Origin of the sequence: Aeromonas sp. 603607, assembly GCF_049171595.1 — a bacterium.
GTDB lineage: Bacteria > Pseudomonadota > Gammaproteobacteria > Enterobacterales > Aeromonadaceae > Aeromonas > Aeromonas veronii.
The window spans coordinates 135264-154668 of record NZ_JAAKOV010000005.1 but is presented as its reverse complement, the minus strand read 5'-3'; the positions used below and the strand labels follow the sequence as shown (position 1 = coordinate 154668).

The window sequence follows — 19405 nt, the reverse complement described above, 5'->3', positions numbered from 1 at the left end:
CTTTCCTCTATAAATTTCGTTGAGTTAGGCTTAAGTGCCGGGCCGATTCTTACTTGTTGTGCAGATCGGTGTACGGCAGCAGAGCCAGGTAACGAGCACGCTTGATGGCGCGTGCCAGCTGACGCTGATACTTGGCGCGGGTACCGGTGATACGGCTCGGTACGATCTTGCCAGATTCAGTGATGTAGTTTTTCAGAGTAACGATATCTTTGTAGTCGATCTCGGTAACGTTCTCGGCGGTGAAGCGGCAGAACTTACGACGACGGAAATAACGTGCCATGGCCTTTATCCTCTAGTCAGTGATCCAGAATTACTCTTCGGAAGCAGCTTCAGTAGCTTCTTCGCGGCGCTCGTCGTCACGACGGGTGAAGCGCTCTTCTTTGGCCTTGGCCATCGGAGAAACTTCAGTCACGGCGTGCTTGGTGCGCATGATCATGTTGCGGATAACGGCATCGTTGAAGCGGAAGTTGGTTTCCAGCTCATCGATAACGGCTTGCTCTGCTTCTACGTTCATTAGAACGTAGTGGGCTTTGTGCAGTTTGTCGATCGGGTAAGCCAGCTGACGACGGCCCCAATCTTCCAGGCGATGAATGGTACCACCGGAGGTGGTGATGGCGCCGGTGTAACGCTCGATCATGCCGGGAACTTGCTCGCTCTGGTCCGGATGAACCATGAAGACGATTTCGTAATGACGCATTTTAGCTCCTTACGGATTAATTCAGCCTCCGCCCAGGTGCAGCCAGACCTCGGAGGCAAGGAACATAAAGGTGTTTAGTCGCTGCTTTTCTAGGGCGGCGTATTGTACGAAATCACATCCCTCACTGCAACTGACTGCCTTAAATGTTTTTCCCGATGGAAACCATCAAAAACAACAATTGATAACGATTATCATTTAGATCTATTCTCTCTCCATATCCTTATGGAGGGTTATGCCATGCAACCCGCACTGACGACTACGATTCCAGCCCGCAAATTCAAACGGACCCTGCTCGGGCCTGCCTTTATCGCCGCCATCGGCTATATCGACCCGGGCAACTTCGCCACCAATATTCAGGCGGGCTCTACCTTTGGCTACCAGTTGCTCTGGGTAGTGGTATGGGCCAACTTGATGGCCATGCTGGTGCAAACCCTCTCGGCCAAACTCGGTATCGTCACCGGCAAGAATCTAGCGGAGCACATCCGCGACCGACTGCCGAAACCGGCGGTCTGGGCCTACTGGGTGCAGGCAGAAATCATCGCCATGGCCACCGATCTGGCCGAATTTATCGGCGCCGCCGTCGGCTTCAAGCTGCTGCTTGGCGTGACCTTGCTTGAAGGAGCCTGTATCACCGCTGTGGTGACCTGGGGGATCCTGATGTTGCAATCCCGTGGCCAGAAACCGCTGGAGTTCGTGGTCGGTGGCCTGTTGCTGTTTGTCGCGGCGGCCTACATCGTCGAGCTGATCTTCTCCCGCCCCCATCTGCCCAGCCTGCTGGAGGGCGCCCTCTTCCCCGGTCTGCCCAACAGCGATGCCGTCTATCTGGCCGCCGGTGTGCTCGGTGCCACCGTGATGCCCCACGTTATCTATCTGCACTCGGCACTGACCCAGCACACGCAGGATCAGGGCTCGGTCAGCCAGCGGCTGCACACCACCCGGGTCGATGTGGCGATTGCCATGACCATCGCCGGCTTCGTCAATCTGGCGATGATGGCGATGGCGGCCGCCGCGTTCCACAGCTCGGGCCACCAGCAGGTAGCAGAGCTGGAATCCGCCTATCAGACCCTCACCCCGCTGCTGGGTCAGGCTGCGGCCACCCTGTTTGGCCTCTCGCTGGTCGCCTCCGGCATCAGCTCTACCGTGGTGGGCACCCTAGCCGGGCAAGTGGTGATGCAGGGCTTCGTGCGCTTTACCATCCCGCTCTGGCTGCGTCGCGCCATCACCATGGCTCCCGCCTTCGTGGTGATCGCCATGGGGCTCAACACCACCGAAATTCTGGTGTTGAGTCAGGTGATCCTGAGCTTTGGCATTGCGCTGGCCCTGATCCCGCTGTTGATGCTGACCGGCGATCGGGCACTGATGGGGCAACATCGCAACCATCCGGTCACACAAGCCATCGGCCGCCTTATCGTTGCGTTGGTGATCGGGCTCAACGCCTATCTGCTGGTTGCCATGATCTAGCGAACCGTCAAACCGAGAAGAGGGGCTCATTAACTCTGGTTAATGAGCCTCTTCGCACTTTGGCGTATGCTGCCGCTTTCTTTTCTCATTTATCGTTGCGGGAGCCTTGCCATGGAACATACCCGAGTCAGCTTCGTGCTGGGCCATCATCAGGAGCAAGCCAGCGTGGTCTGCTGCCAGCGTGGCGACACCACACTGCTGGTCACCGACCTCACCCCCTTTCATCCCCAGAGCCACCTCTGGCCCGATCAGCCGGGGGATGTGGGCCATGCTCGCTGGGAAGGGGGCGAAGCCGCCATTGGCCCCTGCCGGATGGGGGCAATCAGCCCGGATGGCAAGCTGTTTGTCGATACTGCGATTCCGGTAAAACGGGGGGCTGAAGGGTGGCGTTTCGTGGTGGTCCATCCAATGACCGGTGACCACGCGCTGGCCGTTGGCAGCCAGGTCGAATTGCAAGTAGATAGCGCTGCCCGCCACGCCCTGAGCCTTGGCCATAGCGGCTGCCATCTGGCGGCACTAGCCCTCAACCGGGCTCTCGTCCCCTACTGGCGCAAGGAGGTAAGCGAGCGTGATACACTGGGCCAGCCCGACTTCGACCGCCTGGCTATTCAAAGCTCTCGGGTCGAGCCTTGTGGATCGCGGGAGCAGTACCGCATCGGCAAGAGCCTGCGCAAGAAAGGGGTCAACAGCGAGGCGCTGCTGGCAGATCTGGCGCTGATTGAAGAGAAGGCCAACCAGCAGCTGGCCGACTGGATCGCAGCCGGAGGCGAGATCCGCCGCAGCCGCGCTGGCGAGGCGATCATCGATTCCCGTTACTGGCACTGCATGCTGGAAGGCCAGGAGGTGACCATTCCCTGTGGTGGCACCCATGTTGCCTCGCTCGCCGAGTTGGGAGAGGTCAAGGTACAGCTCACTCAAGTGGAAGAGGGCTTTGCCATGCTGACCCGGGTCACGCCAACCGAGGCCTGAGTCGCAAACTTGACCACTCAGGGCTAACGCCCAAATTGGCAATAGAGAAGTATCGCAAATGAGGGGGCATCATCATGCCTCTCAACGCCAGTCATGACGGGCCGATGCTTCTCTTTTAACCACTCCCTGATTAGAATGCGCCTCCCACAGGAGGCACATCACCCATGAGTAGTACCCAACTACGCACCACCCCGGATCGACTTCGTTATCTGGTTCTCTACGAAGGCATCGGGCTGGCACTGGTCGCACCGCTGATCAGCCAGCTGTTCGGTCAGGGCGTCGCCGAGGTCGGTTCGCTGGCCATCTTCTTCTCCATCGTCGCCACTGCCTGGACCTACGGCTGGAACCTGTTGTTCGACAAGGGGTTGCTCAAACTTTGCGGACGCACCAACAAGCGACCACTGGACCGCTTCCTGCACGCGTTTGGCTATGAGGCGAGCTTTATGATGCTCTCCCTCCCCTGCGTCATGTTCTGGCTCGATTTGGGAGTGTGGGACGCCCTGATGCTGGATCTCGGCTTCGTCGCCTTCTACCTCGTCTACATCATGGTCTTTACCTGGGCCTATGAGCGGATCTGGCCGCTGCCATCCAACCCGCAAACGGCATAAAGCCTCAGCCGCAACGAGGCCGACAGAAGGAAAAGTCAGGAAGGACTAATAGGAAGGATGGGAGAATCCCATAAAAACAATGCCAGTCAGCAAGCTGACTGGCATTGGACAAAACAGACTTTCGGACTTACTTGACGGCGTCTTTCAGAGCCTTGCCAGCCACGAATGAAGGCACGTTGGCAGCAGCAATCTGGATCTCTTTACCAGTTTGCGGGTTACGACCGGTGCGGCCTGCGCGGTGGGTGACCTTGAAGGTGCCAAAACCGACCAGTTGCACAGCATCGCCTTCTTTCAAGCTCTGGGTAATACCATTGATGATCTCTTCCAGAGCCACTTTGGCCTGAGCTTTGCTCAGATCTGCTTTGGCGGCAATCGCATCGACAAGTTGAGCTTTGTTCATAACATTTCCTTTATGATCGGGCATTTAGCGCTGGGTCACTCTATGCAAAAAAAAACGCACAGGCAAAGCCTTTATCGAGCCGAACGCGTCAAACGCTGGGGTTTTCATCAAGATCTGCGGAAATAGTCACATTCCACACGCGAAAAACCGTGAGCAGGCCTGAAACCTGCTAGCACGCAGACACAATCCGCTGACTATTTCTTCGCCACTTAACATTATCCCCCCATGGCTATTGACGCTTGCCCAGATTTTCCCTAGTTATAGGTTGTGTCACTGCTCAAACGGCTCGGAATACCGAACAATCGGCCAGCCTTTGCCCCACGGAGGGATAGGGATTATGTTGACGAAACTGGAACAGACCAAGCAGGCGCTGGCAGGCAAGCATAAAGCTATCGACGACTGGCTGGATGCAAGGCAAGCGTTGCTGGTTGGATACATGCAGCTGGCAGGCCTTACTCCGGCGCGGACCAAGCAACGCAGCCTGCCCAAAACAGAAGAGCTGCATCAGTTTTGCGACCGTCTAGTCGACTATGTCAGCGCGGGCCATTTCGAGATCTACCACCACGTCGTCACCGCCTTCGAGCAAGCCAGCGGCGAAACACTGGAGCTGGCCAAGCGCATTTATCCCCATATTCGTGCCACTACCGAGTTTGCCCTCGAATTCAACGACAAATACAGTGATGCCGACGAGGCCCAACTGCTACTGCTCGATGATGACCTCAACGAATTGGGCCCGGTACTGGAGGATCGCTTCAAACAGGAAGATCGCCTGGTCAAGGCACTCCATGTGGTGGAGTTCCTCAGTGCCCAGCAAGCCTGATTGCTATTTTCGGAGCAAGTTCAAGATACTGGCAGCCAAGGTGCATTACACTCAGAGCAATGATTCCCTGTGTCCAGCTGATTCCAAACTAGGAGATGAGCATGTCTGAGCGCCGCCGTTTTGCACGGATCCTCTATTTGACCACGGCCGAACTCACCCAGGGGGAGCACAAGTGGCAGACTCAGCTTGTCGACATATCCCTGCAGGGCGCCCTGTTAATCCGACCGGATGATTGGGAGAGCCGTGACAACCAGGAGTACCAGCTCAGTTTTGTCCTGAGTGGCAGCGACATCGAGATCAAGATGCAGGTCGAGCTAACCCATGAAGCCAGCAAGAAGCTGGGGTTCTACTGCCACCACATCGACATCGACAGTGCCACCCACCTCAAGCGGATGATCGAGCTTAACGTCGGTGACGAAGAGCTGCTCCACCGCGAGCTGGAACAACTGCTGAGCGAACATCTGGAACATAGCCAGCCCTGATGGCAGGTTCCAGCCCATAAAAAAGAGCGCCGAGGCGCTCTTTTTCCGTTGTGCTGTTGTATCGATTGCAATGCTGAGGGATTACAGCGCCTCGAGTGCCTCAGACAGCTTCTTGACCGGCACCACTTCCATCCCTTCGATGGGATGCTTGGGGGCATTGGCGTGCGGCACGATGGCACGGCGGAAACCGTGCTTGGCCGCCTCCTGCAAACGCTCCTGGCCGGACGGCACCGGGCGAATTTCACCGGAAAGACCCACTTCGCCAAAGACCACCAGATCCTTGGGCAGCGCCTGATCCCGGAAACTGGAGACCATCGCCAGTAGCAGCGCCAGATCCGCACTGGTCTCCTCGACCTTGACCCCGCCAACCACGTTGATGAAGACATCCTGATCCGCCATCTGCAGCCCGCCGTGACGGTGCAGCACCGCCAGCAACATGGCGAGCCGGTTGTGATCCATCCCCACCGCTACCCGACGCGGGTTGGAGAGCTGGGAGTAATCCACCAGCGCCTGCAACTCCACCAGCAGCGGCCGGGTGCCCTCCCAGATCACCATGACGATGGAACCGGGCGCCTGCTCCTGCCCCCGACTGAGGAAGATGGCGGAGGGATTGCTCACCTCGCGCATCCCCTGTTCAGTCATGGCAAAGACCCCCAGCTCGTTGACCGCACCGAAGCGGTTCTTGTGAGAGCGCAGAGTCCGAAAACGGGAGTCATGGCCACCGTCAAGCAGCACAGAGCAGTCGATGCAGTGTTCCAGTACCTTGGGGCCAGCCAGACTGCCATCCTTGGTCACATGACCCACCATGAAGATGGCCACATGGTTCTGCTTGGCGTAACGGGTCAGTAACGCTGCTGCCTCACGCACCTGTGAGACCGAACCGGGAGAAGATTGGACATCCGCCACATGCATCACCTGAATGGAGTCGATCACCATGATCTGCGGCTGCTCCTGCTGGGCAATCAGGCAGATCTGCTCAACGCTGGTCTCGGAGAGCATCCGTAGCTTGTCGGTAGGCAAACCAAGGCGGTTGGCCCGCATTGCCACCTGCTGGAGCGACTCCTCACCGGTGACATAGAGAGTTTTCATCCGCTCTGCCAGACCACACATGGTCTGCAGCAGCAGGGTCGACTTGCCCGCCCCCGGGTTACCACCGATCAGAATCGCCGAGCCGGGCACCACACCGCCACCAAGCACCCGATCCAACTCCTTGAAACCGGAAGTAAAACGGGGGATTTCGGTGGTGGCGATCTCTGCCAGTGTCTGTACCTGACTGCCGACCGCGCCGGCATAACCGGTGTAACGGGCACTCTTGCCTGCGGGAGTGACGGAGCCAAGGCGTACCTCGGTGATGGTATTCCACTCCTTGCACTCGCTGCATTGACCTTGCCAGCGTGTGAAGTCGGCACCACATTCGGAACAAACATAAGCAGTTTTATTTTTAGCCATTGATAACTCGGGGACAGGATGAATTCCTGCTTGATATACTTGTTTGCGACCGACAGATCAAACCCAGAATCGGAAAAGTGACTTTCCGTGGCAGGAACACATGGATTCAGTACACCAACAACATCTGATTGAACAACTTGTACCCCTGCTGCGGGAGAAAGATTTCGAAGAGATCTTCAACCGTCTGACCCAGGACGAAAACAGTAACGGCCGTTTTCTGATCAAGATGGAGCTCAATCGCAAATGCTCCCCTTGCCGCAGGGTTATCGACATGCGCGATGAACTGGAGGACGAGTGCCTGGTGCACGAGTTCGACGGTATCACCCACTTTATGCCGGCCGAGGCCATCGGACTGTTTCAGTCCCAGTGCTATCTCTACCGTGACGCCTATACCCTTGGCGTTTACGAAGCGCTGCAACAATGGCAAAAGAACCATCACCACGCCCGGGTGGATGGCCTGCTGCAACCCCCTGTCAGCCCCTTCCGGCAATACGACGTCAACACCATCGTCTTTGCCAGTTACTACGGGCGACGACAAGAGCGGATGCACTTTAGCTCGCCCTTGCTCATCAAACTTCATGACGGGGAGAAGTTGTTCGCCAAAAGTTCCGATCTTTCCCTCGGCGGCATGAGAGTCTCGGTCCCCTATTTGCCCAATTACCAGACCGGCGCTCAGGTCGAGGTCTTCTTTACCGGGCTGGAGCGGGATCACCCCAATCCGGTGCTGCATCAGCCGGTCGGTTACCAGATCCTCGGTGAAGAGAGCAAGGAAGGGAAGTATTGGCTGAGGCTGGTACGCTCCGGTGAGCAGCCCGCCTTCGATGCCTTCCTCAGCGACTTTATCGAAGCCAACAAGATCCGCTATCGGGTCAGCGTCGACTATCTGCTCTCCGCCGCCATCATCAAGGGATATGAGCAGTTCTACCTGCCACGGATGACCGGCATGCCGCTCTTCTTCAGCACAGGAGACTGTCCCTCACTCGAGATAGCACTGCGCACCGAGAACAACCAGCACCTGCTGGAGTATTGGCGCGACGAGAAAAACCGCGATGCCCTGGCGGGACTCTTCTCAGCAAAACGGATGAAACGCCTCTGCCCTGCTCCCGGCACCACGACCGAAACCCTCATCTACTGCTTCACCCACACGGTACGCAGCCATATCTATTTCTTCTCTGCCACTGCTGAAGAGCTGCGCCAGAGTGGTCTCACCGCCCTCTTCTTCCAGGTGGGCTCCCGACGTCCCAGCTGGCGTGTCTACAAGTTTTCACTGGAGGCGTGTGAATCGCTGGAGGCAGATGTAGGGCAGTTGCAGGGGGTCGAAAATTCGCAACTGCAGGATATTCTGTTACTCGAACGTCTCAAACTGATTGGGTATTGCGGCCTGCTGCAGGAGATCAGTCTGGAGTCCCAACGGGAGGAGTTCCGCCCGGAGGGCGAGCTGGGCAATAATGCCAATGAATTGCAACGTTTTGGTCACGAGCTGGGCGTTGCCCCCTTCGAGATTGAATCCCTGCACTATGTCCAGTTGCGCAAGGAGCTGCGCTATATCCACAAAACAGCCGTTGCCATCCATCACAATGGCAAGTCATGGCTTGGCTGGACCCGAGATATTTCTGCCCATGGCCTGCAGGTCGAGCTGGAAGATGCCTTTATCGGCGAGAAAAACGATGTGGTGACCATCGCCCTGCCCCGTCTGCAGGAGTTATCCAAGAGCATGGATCTGCAGCATCTCTCCTACCGGCTGGTTAGTCTCAACATGACTCGCACCGTGCTGCACCTCTGTATCGACGGGGATTCCGATCGTCATACCGGTCGTCAGTTCTTCAGCCTGCTGATCGAGAGCAACCAGAACAAGCTCAAGGCGGCGCAGGAGCAGCGCCGTTATCGCGGACTGGCGCGAGCCCTGCGCAATATTTACACCCACCACCTGTTCAACTCACCGGTCTATATCAACAAACTGAAGGGTGCCCCCAAGCCAGCCGCCATCGGCAAGTCACTCACTCCGCGCAGCCTGCAACAACTGTTAACCGCCTGTGCCGAGCAACCTGAGCAGGAGAACCTCTATCCGCTGTTTCAGGGGGAGTTGTTCAAGGAGCTGCTGATGAATCCGTTGCGAGCCATCGAGCGGGAGGACAAACCGCGTGAAGATGAGGTCTATATTGCCAGCATCCAGACCAAGGCGGGCCTCCCCATCTTCACCAGCCGCCTCGCCAGCAGCTTTAGCAACCTAAAAGAGAAGCGCCAGTTCATCGAGCTGGCACTGCAGCAGGGAGAATTCTACTCGGTGCTGGTCGGCATCTCCCGCACCGGACGCCCCGACACCAACTTCATTGCCAATGAGCTGGACTACATCGCCAAGTTCGCCATTCACAAGGCAAAGCGGCTGGAAGAGGAGTTGTGGAGTGTCGTGGGGGTTGGCGAGCTGACCGACACCACCCAGGCAACTCTGTTCCGGTTCGGCATCACGCAGCCGCCCCGCTGATCCCATCGACACGGGCGCACTATGTGCCCTGTTTTTTGTCATGCTGCCTGCGGATTGAGCAGCCATTCCAGGATCCGGGGAAAGTGATCCTCCTGCGCCTGCGGGGCGGTCAGCATATTGATGTGGTCATAGTCAAGCCGGTTGCCATTATCACGCCCCAGGCGGGTGTGACGAGCAGCCGAGCCTATCTCGTCGCTGAAACGGCGCACATCGGTCGGATGGCCCAATACCTTGTCGGCTCTGGCAGAGATCATCCAGAGTGGCGGCCAGTTGACCCGTGCCGCCCCCTCGTCATAGGCAAAACCGTCGTGAGGATCCCGCCAGGGGCCACACTTGACCCAGGGGATGGTCTCCTGCAGATAGCGCAGCGGCTCGTCGTCAGCACCTATCTTCAGAGTGCGAGCAGCCAGAAAACCACGGCGGCGAGCCAGCCAGGGGGCCAGCCGATTCCAGATCAGATCCACCTTCAGCCAGCGCTCGGGATTGTGCACCGACACGCCGCGTTTGGTACCAAAAAACAGCAGACTGGCCACCTGCTCCGCCAGCTCGGGAAAGCGCACCAGGGTCGAGGCCATGATGACGCCACCCCAGGAGTGGGCCACCCAATGCACCTTGAAGCCATGATGGCGCTCGGCAATCCAGCGATGCAGGGCGGGCAAGTCCTCGGTGATTAGCTCGTGCTGGCCGTGCTCCGCCTGCTCGGCGATGGCCGGAGTGCTGAGCCCCCGTCCCCGCAAATCAGCCACATAGACCTGATAGCCGTGGCGGGCCAAAAAACAGGCCAACCCTTTGCCCGATTCGGTATAGAAGATCCGGCCGTTCTCGATGGCGCCGTGCACCATCAGGATCGGCTCGCCATGCACGGCGACCCGGGGTTTGATATGGCGAACATGCAATTGATGGCCACCACAGGGGATAAACAGAGACTGCTGCAACAATTCCATTTTTATGGGTTTCCTCCTTGAAACACTGTCAGCGCTTGTCCCAACGTTGCTCGCTGCAGGCCCGCGCCGCCAGCAGGCAGATCACCCCCTCTAGATCGTGATGATTGAGGGTGGCCGCCGCCTGCGCCCGCACCAGCGGCTTGGCGTGAATGGCAATGCCAAGACCCGCCACCGCCATCATCTTGAGGTCGTTGGCACCATCGCCGATGGCCACGGTCTGGGCGGCAGCAATGCCGTACTCCTGAGCAAGCTGCTGTAACACCTCGGCCTTGACGCTGGCATCAACGATGCGCCCGCTCACCTTGCCAGTCAGCTGACCCCCTTCCACCGCCAGCTCGTTGGCGAAGATGGCATCGAGCCCCAGCGCCTGCTGCAACTCGCCGGCAAAACGGGTAAAACCGCCGGAGGCGATGGCCACCTTCCAGCCAGCCTCTTTGAGGGTATCGACCATCAGTTGCAAGCCGGGCATCCACGGCATGTTGGCGGCCACCTCGTCGAGAATGGTGACCGGCGCCCCAGCCAGCAGGGCCACCCGGTTGCGCAGACTGTCGGAGAACTCCAGTTTGCCCTGCATGGCAGCAGCTGTTACCGCCGCCACCTGATCGCCGACCCCCGCCAGCCGCGCGATCTCGTCGATGCACTCGATGCGGATCGCGGTGGAATCCATGTCCATCACCAACAGGCCGGGTTCGCTCAGGGTGGGTAGTGCCGGCAGGTGGCAGAGATCGATCTCCCACTCACCGCTCTTGAGCTCGGCCACCAGCTCGGAAGAGAAGCGATCGCAGCCAAGCAGCAGCAGCGGCACCTCCGTCACCTCGGTGGGAGGATAGAGGGTGGCCACCAGCCCCTGCGCAGCCAACAGTGGTGACAGATGCGTCAGATGGGAGGCGCCCAGCCCCTTGCCAAACAGTACCAACCAGCCGCCCGCCTGCGGGGTCTCTGTCGGTTGCAACGCATCGGCGTTGAGCTGCCAACAGGGTGAGCCGGACAACAACGCGGGCCAATCGGATAACAGAGGGGGGAGCCGGGACAACAACATAAGGGATACGCCTTCCTTGGTGATCAGGGGGTTAACAATGCTGACCCAGAGTAGCGTATTGCTTTTTGCGCAGGCAAGCGCCAAGATCCGGCACTCATTGTCAGCATGAGGTCTCGCGCTTGCAGCGTCATCTTCCCATCAAACGTGTACTCAGTCTGGTAGCCGGCCTGCTGCTCGGCTGCTGGGTACTGGTTGTTCTCCTTCATATGCAGGGAGAGAGCCAGGCTGCGCTGCACACCGAAGCACGCAACCGCGCCCAGGCACTGGTCGCCTATGCTGCCCGCGACATGAAGCGCTGGCTCAAGGAGGAGAACAGCAGTGAGCTGGAACGGCTGGCCCGGGATCTGGCGACCGAGCCGGAGATCCTCGATGTCACACTCTATGATGGACGCGGCATTCCCCTCGCCCAGTCGGAACAGGCCGTACCGCTGGAGAGCCTGCTACCCATCGGTGACAATAACAAATCGATGCCGGAACAAGGCAAGGGGCGGATCCAGTTCGTACAGGAGGTCCTGGATGGCGATCAGACACTGGGCTACCTGCGCATCACCCTGGAAGAGCAGCAGATGCTGGCGGACAAGGACACCAGACTCAAAACGATTCAGGAGAAACAGCGGCTGATATTGCTGATTGCGCTGCTGGCAGGTCTGCTTATCTCCTATGGCATTCGTCGCAACTATATGCGAGTGCGCAAGCACAAAAAACGAAGTCCTCCACCCTCCCCGCCGCCAACCAACAATGATGCGGCGCAGTAAACGGATAAAGAAACGGCGACCAGAGGTCGCCGTTTTTGCATGGTTCCAGAGGCTGCGGGATTAGTTGTCGCCCAACAGGACGGAATCCAGCGCGATTTCGATCATATCGTTGAAGGTCAGCTGACGCTCTTCAGAGGTGGTCTGCTCACCGGTACGGATATGGTCGGAGACGGTGCAGATGGTCAGCGCCTTGGCACCGTACTCTGCGGCCACGCCGTAGATACCAGCGGCTTCCATCTCGACACCCAGGATGCCGTATTTTTCCATGACGTCGAACATGGAGGGGTCCGGGGTGTAGAACAGGTCGGCGGAGAAGATGTTACCGACGCGCACGGCAACGCCCTTGTTCTTGGCGGCCTGCACGGCATTGGCAACCAGGTCGAAGTCAGCGATGGCAGCGAAGTCGTGATCCTTGAAGCGCAGACGGTTTACTTTGGAGTCGGTGCAGGCACCCATACCGATCACCACGTCACGCAGTTTCACGTCTTCACGCACGGCACCACAGGAGCCCACACGGATCAGGGTCTTCACACCGTAATCGGTGATCAGCTCTTTTGCGTAGATGGAGCAGGAGGGGATACCCATGCCGTGGCCCATTACGGAGATACGACGGCCCTTGTAGGTACCGGTAAAGCCGAACATGTTGCGCACGTCGCAGATCTGCTCGACGTTCTCCAGGAAAGTTTCAGCGATGTACTTGGCGCGCAGGGGGTCGCCCGGCATCAGCACGGTATCAGCAAAGGCGCCATCTTTCGCATTGATATGAGGAGTTGCCATTCTCTTGATTCCTTCACACTAGGTTGAGTTTTATTGTTTTATAAATTGCCCGCCGCCGAAGTGGCGGGCAGGTAAATTACAGGAAGCTGGTACCGTACGCCAGTTTCGGCAGGCCGTGGTAAGCCGCGATGCTCTGGCCGATATCGGCAAAGGTCTCGCGACGACCGACAGAGCCAGCCTTGACCGGCTTGCCGAAGAACAGCACCGGAATGTATTCGCGGGTGTGGTCGGTACCACCCCAGGTCGGGTCACAGCCGTGGTCGGCAGTCAGCACCACCACGTCGCCATCTTGCAGCAGCTCAAACAGCTCCGGCAGGCGGGAATCGAAATACTCCAGCGCACCGGCATAACCGGCAACATCACGGCGGTGGCCGTAGGAGGAGTCGAAGTCGACGAAGTTGGTGAAGACGATGGTGTTGTCACCGGCCGCTTTCACCTCTTCCAGCGTGCGATCCCACAGCTCGGTCAGACCGGTCCCTTTCACCTGCTTGGTGATGCCCTGCTGGGCATAGATGTCGGCAATCTTGCCGATGGAGACAACCTGGCCACCCGCATCTTTCATGTAATCCAGCACGGTCGGCGCCGGCGGCAGCACTGAGTAGTCGTGGCGGTTGCCGGTACGCTTGAAGTTGCCCTTGCCAGTACCTACGAACGGACGCGCAATCACGCGGCCGATGTTGTAGGGCTCCAGCAGCTCGCGCACTATGTGGCACAGCTCATAGAGCTTCTCGAGGCCGTAGGTCTCTTCATGGCAAGCAATCTGGAACACGGAGTCGGCAGAGGTGTAGAGGATCGGCTTGCCGGTGCGCATATGCTCTTCGCCCAGATCATCCAGCACCTGGGTACCGGAGGCGTGGCAGTTGCCCAGATAACCCGGCAGACCGGCCTTCTCGACGATGGCGTCCAGCAGCTCCTGCGGGAAGCTGTTGTGGTGATCCTTGAAGTAGCCCCACTCGAACAGCACAGGCACACCAGCGATCTCCCAGTGACCGGACGGGGTGTCCTTGCCGGAGGAGAGCTCCTGCGCAAAGCCGTAGGCACCGACCACCTCGATATCTTTCTTCAGCCCTTCCGGGAAGTAGCCGGAAGCCTGCTCGCAGGCATGGCCCAGACCCAGCTTGTTGAGGTTGGGCAGATTGAGGGCGCCACGGCCTTCAATTTCACCTGCCGCACACGCCTTGGCGATATGGCCAAGGGTGTTGGCGCCCACATCTCCGAACTTGTCGGCGTCGGCAGCAGCGCCAATACCGAAAGAGTCCATCATCAGAATAAAGGTACGTTTCATGGGTCTTCCCCTTGTTACAAATCGGCCAGGGTGATACGGCGGTACACTTCAGGCAGTGCCTCCGGCCGCTCGCCACCAATCCGGACAGCCGCCTGCACCATGCTGGCAGCCTGAGCATATTGCTCTTCAGTCTGAGCGTGGATCATCGCGATCGGCTTGTCAGCATCGACGCTTTGACCCAGGCGGATAAAGTCGGTCAGACCGACCGCATAATCAAGTTTGTCACCGGCAGCGCGGCGCCCCCCGCCCATGGCGACCACGGCCAGACCCAGCTCGCGGGTATCCATGGCGGTCACGAAACCGCTGTTGGCCGCGAAGACCGGGCGCACGATGGCGGCTTTGGGCAGGTAAGCGTCGTAACGCTCCATAAAATCGGCCGGGCCACCGAGACCTGTCACCATGCGACCGAAGATCTCGGCCGCCTTGCCGTTATCCAGCACCGCCTGCAGCTTGGTGCGGGCATCGCGCTCGTCGCTGGCCAGACCGGCGGAGATCAGCATCTCGGCGCACAGCGCCATGGTCACTTCGTGGATCCGCGGGTTGCGGTATTCACCGGTCAGGTAGCGCACCGCTTCACGCACTTCCACCGCGTTACCGGCGCTGGAGGCCAGCACCTGGTTCATATCGGTCAAGAGCGCAGAGGTGCGGCAACCGGCACCGTTGGCCACGGCCACAATGCTCTTGGCCAGCTCTTCGGACGCTTCGAAGGTCGGCATAAAGGCGCCGGAGCCCACTTTCACATCCATCACCAGCGCTTCGAGCCCGGAGGCGAGCTTCTTGGAGAGGATGGAGCCGGTTATCATCGCGATGGATTCAACGGTGGCAGTGATGTCACGTACTGCATAGATACGCTTGTCAGCCGGGGCGAGATCGCCGGTCTGGCCGATGATGGCGACACCCGCCTCTTTCACCACTTTCAGGAAACGATCGTTGTCGACCGAGGTCTGGTAGCCGGGAATGGCATCCAGCTTGTCGAGGGTACCGCCGGTGTGGCCCAGGCCACGGCCGGAGATCATCGGCACGAAACCGCCACAAGCGGCCACCATCGGGCCAAGCATCAGGGAGACAACGTCACCCACACCGCCGGTAGAGTGCTTGTCGACAATCGGGCCACCCAGATTGAGGTGATCCCAGGTCAATACCATGCCGGAGTCGCGCATGGCGCAGGTCAGGGCAACCCGCTCATCCATGGTCATGTCTTTGAAGTAGACCGCCATCGCCAGGGCGGCAATCTGCCCCTCGCCGATGGTGTTGTTGGTAATGCCCTGAACGAAGAATTGAATTTCTTGGGTACTGAGCGCTTCACCGTTGCGCTTCTTGCGAATAATTTCTTGAGGCAAAAACATCTTTCATTCCCTCCGCCATTGCTGGCGTTACACAAGCCTGAATCTTTGCCCGCACACCGCATGGTGGGGGCTAACAGGGCGGACAGCCGTCCGCCCTCTCATCAACCTATTAGTAACCGCTGGTGTTGGCTGGCTTGTCGCCATGCCCCAGAGTGGCCAGCAGACTGGCCAGCAGGCTGGATGCACCAAAGCGGAAGGTACGGGCGGATACCCAGTCCTTGCCGAGGATCTCTTCGGCCATGGCCAGGTACTGACCGGCCACGGCGGCATCTTTCACGCCACCAGCTGGCTTGAAGCCGACTTTCGGATTCTTGGCTTTGATCACTTCCATCATGATCCGCGCCGCTTCTGGGGTCGCATTGACCGGCACCTTGCCGGTGGAGGTCTTGATGAAGTCGGCACCGGCATCGATACAGATTTCGGAAGCGCGACGGATCAGCGCCTCTTCTTTCAGCTCGCCGGTTTCGATGATCACTTTCAGCAGCACGTTGGCACCGCAGGCCTCTTTACAGGCTTTGACCAGATCAAAACCGATCTGTTCATTACCGGCCATGAAGGCGCGATACGGGAACACCACGTCCACTTCATCAGCACCGTAGGCGACAGCGGCACGGGTTTCGGCCACGGCGATCTCGATGTCGTCGTTGCCGTGCGGGAAGTTGGTCACGGTCGCAATGCGTACGTCGGCAGCGCCGATCTCACGCAGTGTCTTGCGAGCGATAGGAATAAAACGGGGGTAGATGCAGACGGCGGCAGTCAGGCCAGCCGGTGACTTGGCCTTATGGCACAGGTCGATCACCTTCTGATCGGTGTCGTCATCGTTCAAGGTGGTCAGGTCCATCAGGTTCAGGGCGCGCTGAGCGGCCACTTTCAGATCAGTCATTCTGTTCTCCAAAGTCTCGATTTAATCCAGATAACCGGGCACCACCATACCATCCAGCGATGGATGCACAGGCAGTAATCCCCAGCTATACGGGAATGGAATTACAGTGCGAAGGCACCGGCACTATCGGGATGCTATTCAAAACACCCTGCAGGCACTGCGACTGTAAATAAGGCAAGAGCCCTGTCACTTTCTTACAAAAGTGCGGACTTGGTTCCATGAAGACTTGAGAAAGGCCGACAACATCTGACCCGACTTCCCAATCAATTCCATTTGACCGCCAACACCCGATTTCATCGAGTATTAGTCATTGCCAGCACCCTGCTGGCAACGCCTATTTCAGCCGAGATACCCCCTGTTTGCAAGCCGGATTTGCCAATTTCAGAGGTACCTCACATCTGGCAAATCCAGGTCTAAAAAAGCCTTACGAAAAGAAACGGGTCAGGATCCAGGAGTAGGCCAATCCCCCCAGATAGACCCCGACGATCCCCATTACCCCGGACAAAACGGGAGGCGCCGGGATCGGCAATTTGAGGAAAGAAAACAACAAACCAACTATAAAGCCGGCCACCATCGCCAGTAGCACTTCATTCATAAAACCTCCGATTTGACTCATTTTATTATTAGTTTAGATAGGAAAACGGTTGTCACCGCTCCATACGCGAACGCCACGGCAGATGCCGTGGCGTTCGTGTTTATACCCTGTCAGTCAGGCGGCGATTACATGCCGGACAGTGCCAGGAAGAAGCCTGCGATAGTGGCAGACATCAGGTTGGACAGAGAGCCAGCCAGTACGGCTTTCAGACCAAAGCGTGCAATGGTACCGCGGCGGTTCGGCGCCATGGACCCCAGACCACCCAGCAGGATGGCAACAGAGGAGAGGTTGGCAAAACCACACAGCGCGAAGGAGATGATCGCCTTGGTGTGATCGGACATGGCCACACCGTTGATCAGCACTTCGTCTTTCAGGTACGGAGCGAAGTTCAGGTAAGCCACGAACTCGTTCACTACCAGCTTCTGACCGATGAAGGAACCAGCAACCACTGCTTCATTCCAAGGCACACCGATCAGGAAGGCCAGCGGGGAGAAGATCCAGCCCAGCAGCAGTTCCAGAGAGAGTTGCGGATAACCGAACCAGCCACCCACACCGGAGAAGATGCCGTTGATCATGGCGATCAGACCGATGAAGGCCAGCAGCATGGCGCCGACGTTCAGGGCCAGTTGCATACCGGCAGAAGCGCCAGCAGCAGCAGCGTCAATGACGTTGGCAGGCTTGTCATCCAGCTCGGCATCGGCAGAGCTTTCGTCGTAGTTCGGGGTCTCGGTCTCGGGAACCAGCAGCTTGGCGAACAGCAGACCACCCGGTGCAGCCATGAAGGAGGCAGCAATCAGGTACTCCATCTTCACGCCCATGGAGGCGTAACCGGCCAGTACGGAACCGGCAACGGAAGCCAGACCACCACACATGACGGCGAACAGCTCGGAGTCAGTCATCTTGGAGATGTAGGGACGAACCACCAGCGGCGCTTCGGTCTGACCGACGAAGATGTTGGCAGTTGCAGAGAGGGATTCGGTGCGGGAAGTACCCAGTACTTTCTGCAGACCGCCGCCCAGCAACTTGATGACCATCTGCATGATGCCCAGGTAGTAGAGCACTGCAATCAGGGAGGAGAAGAAGATGATGACCGGCAGAACACGGAAGGCAAAGACAAAGCCGCCGCCACCGAACACTTCAAACATCTTGTTGCTGACCAGACCGCCAAACAGGAAGTCGATCCCGTTCTGGCCGTAGCTGATCACGCTGGATACCGCGTCGGACACGCCGACCAGGATATCGCGACCAACCGGAACATAGAGAACAAACGCCCCCAGACCGGCTTGAATTGCGAACGCACCGACAACGGTACGGACGTTGATTGCCTTGCGATTGCTGGAGAACAGCACCGCGATAAGGACGAGCGTCGCCATCCCTACCAGACCCATGAACAAATTCATTATTATCTTCCTCTAGTAGCACCTAGCTTGTTAGCGAGTTGTTATTAAATCCAACTAATCAAGGGGAGCGCATTATACTAATTAAAGTCCGATAAAATAGAATGCTGGTCACATTTTATCGTTATCAAAATGTCCAAGTGTCACAAAATTAGACAGCAAACGATTTTTACGCTCATTTTTTTTCCTGACAACTAAATCAGGTGTTGCGAATTTGTTTCATAGCTATTGGTCGTGATGGAAAATATGTCGGGCAGTTTCAAATAACACCTTGGCAACATCTGCCGATGGTTCATCCCGCAAGGTCATCAATATTTCCGCTATTTTCGGCAGCGCTTCCGGGGTATTCCGGGTGCCTTGCTCACCTTGTAAGGGCATATCGGGCGAATCGGTTTCCAGCACCAAAGCCTTGAGCGGCATAGCCCGAAATACCTCTCGCGTCTTGCTCGCCCGTTCAAAACTGATCACCCCGCCCACCCCGAGTCGAAAGCCCAGTTGCCAGAAGGCCTCCGCCTGCTGCAACGAACCGCTGAAAGCATGGATCACCCCGCCACGTGGCGGCTTGAAGCGGCGCAACAGCTTGGCCACAGTGTCATTGGCACGCACCGAGTGGATCATCAGGGGAAGCCCGACATCGGCAGCCAGCCGGATCTGAGCCTCAAACAGCGCAAATTGTCCCTCCTGCGGCACGTGAGAACGGAGGTCCAGCCCACACTCGCCAATGGCCACCAGCCCGGCAGGCTGGCTCAGCACCAGCGTTCGCAGCCGCTCCATCACCCCCTCCCGCTGCTCACCGGCATACCAGGGATGAACGCCCAGACCATAAAAGAGGCCGTCATGCTGATCTGCCAGTGCCATCACACGAGTCCAGTTATCCTCTGCGATGGCAGGAATGATATACTCCGTCACCCCCAATGCCCGACAACGGGCCAGCAGTGCCTCCCTGTCCTGGTCGAACACCGGAAAGTCGAGATGGCAATGGGTATCTATCAGCTGCATATCACTCACACCTGTTT

At 58.0% G+C, this 19405-nt stretch carries 20 protein-coding genes; 7 read left to right on the top strand and 13 right to left on the bottom strand.

Translation table 11 applies throughout. From position 1 onward, the window contains the following. Positions 1-49: 49 nt before the first annotated feature. Together rpsR and rpsF are read right to left on the bottom strand one after the other, a co-directional pair. A complete protein-coding gene (gene rpsR, locus G5315_RS07315; RefSeq protein WP_005308890.1) occupies positions 50-280 on the bottom strand; it encodes a 30S ribosomal protein S18 in 231 nt (76 codons plus the stop codon). 30 nt (positions 281-310) lie between these two features. Beyond that, on the bottom strand, positions 311-697 hold the full coding sequence (gene rpsF, locus G5315_RS07310) for a 30S ribosomal protein S6 (protein WP_005308887.1): 387 nt from the start codon (positions 695-697) through the stop codon (positions 311-313). Between the two features lie 237 nt (positions 698-934). On the opposite strand from rpsF, the gene G5315_RS07305 reads away from it, so the two are divergent. The 3 genes from G5315_RS07305 to G5315_RS07295 all read left to right on the top strand — a co-directional run bounded on the left by G5315_RS07305 (position 935) and on the right by G5315_RS07295 (position 3735). Then, positions 935-2158: an Nramp family divalent metal transporter gene (locus G5315_RS07305; protein WP_421332816.1), complete on the top strand. Its 1224-nt coding sequence runs from the start codon at positions 935-937 to the stop codon at positions 2156-2158. Between the two features lie 111 nt (positions 2159-2269). Further along, complete coding sequence (locus G5315_RS07300; RefSeq protein ID WP_421332815.1) at positions 2270-3127, top strand: hypothetical protein; 858 nt, start codon at positions 2270-2272, stop codon at positions 3125-3127. Between the two features lie 164 nt (positions 3128-3291). Next, a complete protein-coding gene (locus tag G5315_RS07295; protein WP_005358045.1) occupies positions 3292-3735 on the top strand; it encodes a PACE efflux transporter in 444 nt (147 codons plus the stop codon). A gap of 127 nt (positions 3736-3862) precedes the next feature. Here the strand turns inward: G5315_RS07295 and hupA are convergent, their stop codons facing one another. Next, a complete protein-coding gene (gene hupA, locus G5315_RS07290) occupies positions 3863-4135 on the bottom strand; it encodes a nucleoid-associated protein HU-alpha (RefSeq protein ID WP_005340484.1) in 273 nt (90 codons plus the stop codon). Between the two features lie 337 nt (positions 4136-4472). Here hupA and rsd point away from each other — a divergent pair, with 337 nt between their 5' ends. Both rsd and G5315_RS07280 read left to right on the top strand, forming a co-directional pair. Next, positions 4473-4955: a sigma D regulator gene (gene rsd, locus G5315_RS07285; RefSeq protein WP_216952872.1), complete on the top strand. Its 483-nt coding sequence runs from the start codon at positions 4473-4475 to the stop codon at positions 4953-4955. A 101-nt stretch (positions 4956-5056) separates the two neighbouring features. Beyond that, positions 5057-5437: a PilZ domain-containing protein gene (locus G5315_RS07280; protein ID WP_421332814.1), complete on the top strand. Its 381-nt coding sequence runs from the start codon at positions 5057-5059 to the stop codon at positions 5435-5437. A gap of 81 nt (positions 5438-5518) precedes the next feature. Here G5315_RS07280 and radA read toward each other — a convergent pair whose 3' ends face one another. Then, positions 5519-6886: a DNA repair protein RadA gene (gene radA / locus G5315_RS07275; RefSeq protein WP_005341318.1), complete on the bottom strand. Its 1368-nt coding sequence runs from the start codon at positions 6884-6886 to the stop codon at positions 5519-5521. A gap of 100 nt (positions 6887-6986) precedes the next feature. Here radA and G5315_RS07270 point away from each other — a divergent pair, with 100 nt between their 5' ends. Next, positions 6987-9368, top strand: a complete 2382-nt coding sequence (locus G5315_RS07270; RefSeq protein ID WP_421206094.1) for a PilZ domain-containing protein — start codon at positions 6987-6989, stop codon at positions 9366-9368. A gap of 38 nt (positions 9369-9406) precedes the next feature. Here G5315_RS07270 and G5315_RS07265 read toward each other — a convergent pair whose 3' ends face one another. Both G5315_RS07265 and serB read right to left on the bottom strand, forming a co-directional pair. Continuing rightward, the gene (locus tag G5315_RS07265; protein WP_421332813.1) at positions 9407-10312 is read right to left on the bottom strand and encodes an alpha/beta fold hydrolase; all 906 of its coding nucleotides are present in this window, start codon (positions 10310-10312) and stop codon (positions 9407-9409) included. 28 nt (positions 10313-10340) lie between these two features. Continuing rightward, positions 10341-11351: a phosphoserine phosphatase SerB gene (gene serB, locus G5315_RS07260; protein WP_421332812.1), complete on the bottom strand. Its 1011-nt coding sequence runs from the start codon at positions 11349-11351 to the stop codon at positions 10341-10343. A 119-nt stretch (positions 11352-11470) separates the two neighbouring features. On the opposite strand from serB, the gene G5315_RS07255 reads away from it, so the two are divergent. Further along, positions 11471-12106 carry an AhpA/YtjB family protein gene (locus tag G5315_RS07255; protein ID WP_266134757.1) on the top strand — a complete coding sequence of 212 codons (636 nt, stop codon included), beginning with the start codon at positions 11471-11473 and terminating at the stop codon, positions 12104-12106. Positions 12107-12166: 60 nt separating this feature from the next. Here G5315_RS07255 and deoD read toward each other — a convergent pair whose 3' ends face one another. The 7 genes from deoD to G5315_RS07220 form a co-directional block, all read right to left on the bottom strand. Beyond that, on the bottom strand, positions 12167-12883 hold the full coding sequence (gene deoD, locus G5315_RS07250) for a purine-nucleoside phosphorylase (protein WP_040096807.1): 717 nt from the start codon (positions 12881-12883) through the stop codon (positions 12167-12169). A 76-nt stretch (positions 12884-12959) separates the two neighbouring features. Then, positions 12960-14168: a phosphopentomutase gene (locus G5315_RS07245; RefSeq protein ID WP_139408470.1), complete on the bottom strand. Its 1209-nt coding sequence runs from the start codon at positions 14166-14168 to the stop codon at positions 12960-12962. A 14-nt stretch (positions 14169-14182) separates the two neighbouring features. Beyond that, positions 14183-15514: a thymidine phosphorylase gene (deoA, locus tag G5315_RS07240; protein ID WP_005358033.1), complete on the bottom strand. Its 1332-nt coding sequence runs from the start codon at positions 15512-15514 to the stop codon at positions 14183-14185. 109 nt (positions 15515-15623) lie between these two features. After that, positions 15624-16397 carry a deoxyribose-phosphate aldolase gene (gene deoC, locus G5315_RS07235; protein WP_181223224.1) on the bottom strand — a complete coding sequence of 258 codons (774 nt, stop codon included), beginning with the start codon at positions 16395-16397 and terminating at the stop codon, positions 15624-15626. Positions 16398-16821: 424 nt separating this feature from the next. Next, the gene (locus tag G5315_RS07230; protein WP_005340467.1) at positions 16822-16992 is read right to left on the bottom strand and encodes a XapX domain-containing protein; all 171 of its coding nucleotides are present in this window, start codon (positions 16990-16992) and stop codon (positions 16822-16824) included. Between the two features lie 125 nt (positions 16993-17117). Further along, positions 17118-18392 (bottom strand): NupC/NupG family nucleoside CNT transporter, encoded by a 1275-nt coding sequence (locus tag G5315_RS07225; protein WP_019445565.1) that lies wholly within the window; start codon positions 18390-18392, stop codon positions 17118-17120. Positions 18393-18614: 222 nt separating this feature from the next. Further along, the gene (locus tag G5315_RS07220) at positions 18615-19388 is read right to left on the bottom strand and encodes a TatD family hydrolase (RefSeq protein ID WP_421332811.1); all 774 of its coding nucleotides are present in this window, start codon (positions 19386-19388) and stop codon (positions 18615-18617) included. Positions 19389-19405: the final 17 nt, after the last annotated feature.